The 4,838-nt window shown below is 66.2% G+C and carries 4 protein-coding genes and 1 tRNA gene; all 5 read left to right on the top strand.

Translation table 11 applies throughout. From position 1 onward, the window contains the following. Positions 1-1,194 (top strand): aspartate kinase (locus tag D3H34_RS30850; RefSeq protein WP_205736838.1); only part of this gene is annotated, 1,194 nt, incomplete at its 5' end. Between the two features lie 52 nt (positions 1,195-1,246). Beyond that, positions 1,247-1,339, top strand: a tRNA-Ser gene (locus D3H34_RS30845). Positions 1,340-1,667: 328 nt separating this feature from the next. Beyond that, entirely contained in the window at positions 1,668-2,156 is a 489-nt protein-coding gene (locus D3H34_RS30840; RefSeq protein ID WP_119558650.1) for a DUF421 domain-containing protein, read from the top strand. Between the two features lie 223 nt (positions 2,157-2,379). Beyond that, positions 2,380-3,576 carry a serine hydrolase domain-containing protein gene (locus D3H34_RS30835; protein WP_286186480.1) on the top strand — a complete coding sequence of 399 codons (1,197 nt, stop codon included), beginning with the start codon at positions 2,380-2,382 and terminating at the stop codon, positions 3,574-3,576. Positions 3,577-3,753: 177 nt separating this feature from the next. Then, the coding region (locus tag D3H34_RS30830; protein ID WP_119558649.1) for a Re/Si-specific NAD(P)(+) transhydrogenase subunit alpha at positions 3,754-4,838 on the top strand (1,085 nt) is incomplete at its 3' end.

Here is a 4,838-nt window from a genome sequence, read left to right as displayed (position 1 = left end):
CGCGTGGCCAAGTGGGCCCGGGCCGGCCACCAGATGGTCGTGGTGCCCAGCGCCATGAGTGGCGAAACCAATCGTCTGCTTGGCCTGGCCAGCGAGCTCGCGCCTGCGCAGCCGCAAAACTCCTACTACCGTGAGCTCGACATGCTGGCCGCCACCGGCGAGCAGGCATCGTCGGCGCTGCTGGCGATTGCGCTGCAGGCCGAAGGCATGCCTTCGGTCAGCTATGCAGGCTGGCAGGTGCCGGTGCGCACCGACAGCAGCTACACCAAGGCCCGGATCGAGGCTATCGACGACCAGCGCGTGCGCGCCGATCTCGACGCCGGCCGTGTGGTGATCGTCACCGGTTTCCAGGGCATAGACCCGGCCGGCAACATCACGACGCTGGGCCGTGGCGGCTCCGACACGTCGGCCGTGGCCATGGCCGCTGCGCTCAAGGCCAGCGAATGCCTGATCTACACCGATGTCGATGGTGTCTACACCACCGACCCGCGCGTGGTTCCGGCCGCCCGCCGCCTGTCCACCGTGAGCTTCGAAGAGATGCTCGAGATGGCCAGCCTGGGCAGCAAGGTGCTGCAAATCCGTTCGGTCGAGTTCGCGGGCAAATACAAGGTGCCGATGCGCGTCCTGTCGAGCTTCACGCCCTGGGACATGGATCTCGCCGAAGAAGCCCAATCGGGCACGCTGATTACTTTTGAGGAAGACGAAAAAATGGAAAAGGCTGTCGTATCCGGCATCGCTTTCAACCGCGGCGAAGCCAAGATCTCCGTGCTCGGCGTGCCCGACACCCCGGGAATCGCCTACCGCATCCTGGGCCCCGTGGCCGAAGCCAACATCGAAGTCGATGTGATCCTGCAGAACATCAGCAAGGACGGCCTGGCCGACTTCAGCTTCACCGTGAGCCAGGGTGACTACCAGCGCGCGATGGACCTGCTGCAAAGCAAGGTCGTGCCCGAACTGGGCGCCAAGGAAGCCGTGGGCGATCCGAGCATCTGCAAGGTCAGCATCGTCGGCATCGGCATGCGCAGCCACGCCGGCGTGGCCAGCACCATGTTCCGCACGCTGAGCGAAGAGGGCATCAACATCCAGATGATCTCGACTTCGGAAATCAAGACCTCGGTCGTGATCGACGAGAAGTACCTCGAGCTGGCCGTGCGCGCACTGCACACCGCTTTCGGTCTCGACAAATCGGAGTAAATTTGCTTTTTTTCCCGAAGTCGTAAAAAACTCGGGTTAGAATCGCTTTATTGGAAACGTGACCGAGTGGCCGAAGGTGCTCCCCTGCTAAGGGAGTATGGGGTGTAGAGCCTCATCGAGGGTTCGAATCCCTCCGTTTCCGCCAGGACTTAAAGCCTCAAGTGAGTAATCGCTTGGGGCTTTTTCCTTTGCCTCGTCCGCTTTCAGCCCTGATCGTTGTGCGCTGATGCCAGCTCGTCGAGCACTGACAGTCTGCGCCGCGCCATCGCCGCGGGCGGCAATGATTGATCTTGAAACAGCACGGGCCGGAGGCAGGTCAGGAAGTTGGCTTACGGCGCAGGGGCCCGAGTCCTACGCTGCGCGCGCGCGCTGTTCACCACAGTAGCAACCAGGAAGATGACGGCCGCAAAGGGGTGCTGGCGCCCTGGTGGCGGCCGGCGCTGGCCTCGCGGCCGCTTTTGCTGGAGATGCGTATGTTCGAGTTGCAAGGTCCGTGGTGGGAATTGCCGCTGCGTGCCGGCGTGGTGTACCTCGCGCTGCTGGTGCTGGTGCGGCTTTCAGGGCGCCGCACCGTGGGGCAGTTCACGCCGTTTGATCTGCTGGTGGTGATGCTGCTCAGCGAGTCGGTGTCTAGCGGTCTTGCGGGCCGGGAGACTTCGGTGGGTGGCGGTCTGCTGTCCGCCGCGACGCTGATCGCGCTCAATGTTCTGGTCGCTGCAATTTCGGCGCGCAGCGTGCGCGTGCAGCAGTGGGTCGAAGGTCGGCCAGTGCTGATCGGGCGGGACGGCGATATCTTCGAGGAAGTGCTAAAAAAGCACCATGTGCCGCTCTGTGATGTGGAGCGCGCGCTGCGTGAAGCCGACTGTGATCGCAAGGACCTGAAGTTCGCATTTCTTGAAGCCGACGGGCAGATCAGCATCCTGCAGCGGTCGGGTGACTCAGGTCTGCCTATTGACCTCTGACGGGCAGGTTGCCCACACTCGGCGTTGCGGGGGAGGGCGCAGCCCCCGCGATCGACTCTCCCTGCCATTTCCATCCAAAGGAAGCCCCATGCGCCATTTCGTTTCTCCGATGACCGCCGCGGTCGCCCTGCTGTCGCTGGCGCTGGGCGCAGCGGGCCCGGCACCCGCGGCGCAACCCGCGCCGCTGGACGCCGCGGCCAGTGACCCGGTCAAGCTCGGCTGGATGGTGGGCTCGCCGCCACCGCCCGACCGGCAGCTGCGCTTCGACGACGGCAGCTACTTCCAGTTCCCGGCGCTGCGCTGGAGCGTCGCGCACTTTCGCGAGCTCATGCCGACGATGAACATCTCGCGCGGCGTGGGCGCGCCCGTGCCGCTGCCGCGCGCGCTGCGCAAGGACATCGATGGCCTGCGCTTCGTGCCGCTGGGTGGCCAGTCGCCCATGACCTGGGCCGAATCGCTCGCGGCCAACTACACCGACGGCATCATTGTGCTGCACCATGGCCGCATCGTCTACGAGCGCTATTTCGGCGCGCTCGACGAGCGTGGCCAGCACGGCGCGATGTCGGTCACCAAATCCGTGACCGGCACGCTGGGCGCGATGCTGGTGGCCGAAGGCAAGCTCGATGCGGCAAAGCGCGTGGCCGACTATGTGCCCGAGCTGGCATCTTCGGCTTTCGGCAATGCCACCGTGCGCCAGGTGCTCGATATGACCACCGGGCTGCAGTACAGCGAGGACTATGCCGACCCGAACGCCGAAGTCTGGGCCTTCTCCCAGGCCGGCAATCCCTTGCCCAAGCCCAAGGACTACCAGGGCCCGCGCAGTTACTACGAATACCTGCAGACCGTGCGCCCCCAGGGCGAACATGGCGCCGCGTTTGCCTACAAGACCGTGAACTCGGACGTGCTGGGCTGGATCATCGCGCGTGCCACCGGGCGCAATGTCGCCGAACTGTTGTCCGAGCGCATCTGGAGCCGCCTGGGCGCCGAGCAGGATGCCTATATCACCGTCGACTCCACCGGCACGCCGTTCGCGGGCGGCGGGCTCAACACCGGTCTGCGCGATCTTGCGCGCTTTGGCGAGCTGCTGCGCAACAACGGCCGCTTCCAGGGGCAGCAGATCATTCCCAAGGCGGTGGTCGACGACATCCGCCGTGGCGGCGACCGCGCGGCCTTCGCCAAGGCCGGCTACGAACTGCTGCCCGGCTGGAGCTACCGCAACATGTGGTGGGTCACCCACCAGGCCGACGGCGCGTTCATGGCGCGCGGCGTGCATGGCCAGCGCATCTATGTGAACCCGCAGGCGGCCGTGGTCATCGCGCGCTACGCGTCGCATCCCGTGGCCAGCAATTCGGCGAACGATCCGACCACACTGCCGGCCTTCGACGCGCTCGCCCGGCATCTGGGCAAGACGCCGCGCTGACGCCTGCGCGCCAGCGCCGTTCGGGCTGCCGGGTAAGATGGCGCGGCGCAGTGTTCGGGCCAGGGCTCAGGCCCGATCGGTACTTCGCACTGCTCCCGCAAGAAGATGGAAGACAAGGCGCACACCGGCAGTCAGGCGGGTGATGCGTTGAAAAAAGCCAACTTGAGAGGACAACCGATGCTGATAGGTGTACCCAGCGAGACGGTGGCGGGTGAAGCCCGCGTTGCCGTGACCCCGGAGACAGTCAAGAAACTCAAGGCCCTGGGCCATCAGTTGCGCGTCGAATCGGGGGCCGGCCTTGCGGCCAGCGTGACCGATGAGGCCTATGTCGCCGCCGGCGCCGAGATCAGCGACGCCGCGGGCGCCTGGCAGGCCGATCTGCTGCTCAAGGTGCGTGGTCCCACCGAGGCCGAAGCGCCGTGGCTGCGCGCCGGCACCACCGTCGTCGGCATGCTCAACCCGTTTGATTCGCCCGGACTGCAGCGGCTGGCGACGGCGGGCGTGACCGCCTATGCGCTCGAAGCCGCGCCGCGCACCACGCGCGCGCAAAGCATGGACGTGCTGTCTTCCCAGGCCAATATCGCGGGCTACAAGGCGGTGATGATCGCGGCCAACGCCTACCAGCGGTTTTTCCCCATGCTGATGACCGCCGCCGGCACCGTCAAGGCCGCGCGCGTGGTGGTGCTGGGCGTGGGCGTCGCGGGCCTGCAGGCCATCGCCACGGCCAAGCGCCTGGGCGCGGTGATCGAAGCGTCGGACGTACGCCCCAGCGTCAAGGAACAGGTCGAGTCGCTGGGCGCGAAGTTCATCGAGGTGCCCTACAAGACCGCCGAGGAGAGGGAGGCCGCAGAAGGCGTGGGCGGCTATGCGCGGCCCATGCCCGCGAGCTGGCTCGAGCGGCAGAAAGTCGAGGTGGCCAAGCGCGTGGCCCAGGCCGACGTGGTGATCACCACCGCCTTGATTCCCGGGCGCGCGGCGCCCGTGCTGGTGACCGAGGAAATGGTGCAGTCCATGAAGCCCGGCTCGGTCATCGTCGATCTGGCTGCGGCCCAGGGCGGCAACTGCCCGCTGACCGAGGCCGACCAGACCGTTCTCAGGCACGGCGTGCTGCTGATCGGCGAGACCAACCTGCCGGCGCTGGTCGCGGCCGATGCCTCGTCGCTCTACGCGCGCAATGTGCTCGATTTCCTCAAGCTCATCCTGACGCCCGAAGGCGGCCTGCATGTCGACCTCGAGGACGACATCGTCGCGGCCTGCCTCAT

The sequence above is a fragment of the Acidovorax cavernicola genome, from assembly GCF_003581445.1.
Note: the sequence above shows the minus strand (reverse complement) of the source record. Positions and strands in the feature narration are given on the sequence as shown.

Excerpts from the sequence above, each read along its gene's own strand:
- D3H34_RS30840 (WP_119558650.1), top strand. The coding sequence starts at position 1,668 with ATGTTCGAGTTGCAAGGTCCGTGGTGGGAATTGCCGCTGCGTGCCGGC.
- D3H34_RS30835 (WP_286186480.1), top strand. The coding sequence starts at position 2,380 with ATGGTGGGCTCGCCGCCACCGCCCGACCGGCAGCTGCGCTTCGACGAC.